Source organism: Vibrio sp. D173a (assembly GCF_030248475.1).
This window is the reverse complement of the sequence record NZ_JAHGAH010001034.1, coordinates 1-662: the sequence shown is the minus strand read 5'-3', so window position 1 is coordinate 662 and position 662 is coordinate 1. Positions and strand designations below refer to the sequence as shown.

Below are 662 nucleotides of genomic sequence, written 5' to 3'. Positions count from 1 at the left end.
CAGTTTAAATCGATCAACTTCATGCGTGGTCGCTCGATTCAAAACGCCTTCGTGTTGCTTGATGAGTGCCAAAACGTCACCGCCTCGCAGATTAAAACCATCATTACTCGCTGTGGTGAGGGTACCAAGATTGTCTGTTCGGGTAACCTAGCGCAGATCGACTCTTCCTACCTAACCCCAGTCACCTCTGGCTTGACCTACATGGTCGAGCGTTTCAAAGACTTCGAAGGCAGCGCCAATATCCACCTCAATGGCGTTGTACGAAGCCGTTTGGCCGAGTTTGCTGAAGAGAATATGTAGTTCTAAACCTAACTAACAAATACGAAAAAGCGCCTCACGAGAAGGCGCTTTCTTTATTCATCAGGTGAGCCGAGGTTACTCAGTACCACCGACAGTCAGTTAGTCTAGCTTCAACGTTGGCTGACCAACACCTACTGGTACACTTTGACCTGCTTTACCACACACACCTACACCACGGTCAATGCTTAGGTCATTACCGACCATAGATACTTGCTGCATCGCTTCGATACCAGAGCCAATCAATGTTGCGCCCTTCACTGGGTGAGTGATTTTGCCGTTTTCAATCATGTACGCTTCAGAAGCCGAGAATACAAACTTACCTGAAGTAATATCAACCTGACCGCCACCGAAGTTTGGAGCAT

2 protein-coding genes are annotated in these 662 nt (G+C 47.9%); one reads left to right on the top strand and one right to left on the bottom strand.

The window, feature by feature from the left end; translation table 11 throughout:
• Window positions 1-300, top strand: a 300-nt coding sequence (locus KIV40_RS31090) for a PhoH family protein (protein WP_285353156.1), incomplete at its 5' end; no start/stop codon positions are given.
• 99 nt (window positions 301-399) lie between these two features.
• On the opposite strand, the gene KIV40_RS31085 is transcribed toward KIV40_RS31090, so the two are convergent.
• On the bottom strand, window positions 400-662 hold a 263-nt coding region (locus KIV40_RS31085), incomplete at its 5' end, for a metallopeptidase TldD-related protein (RefSeq protein WP_285353155.1).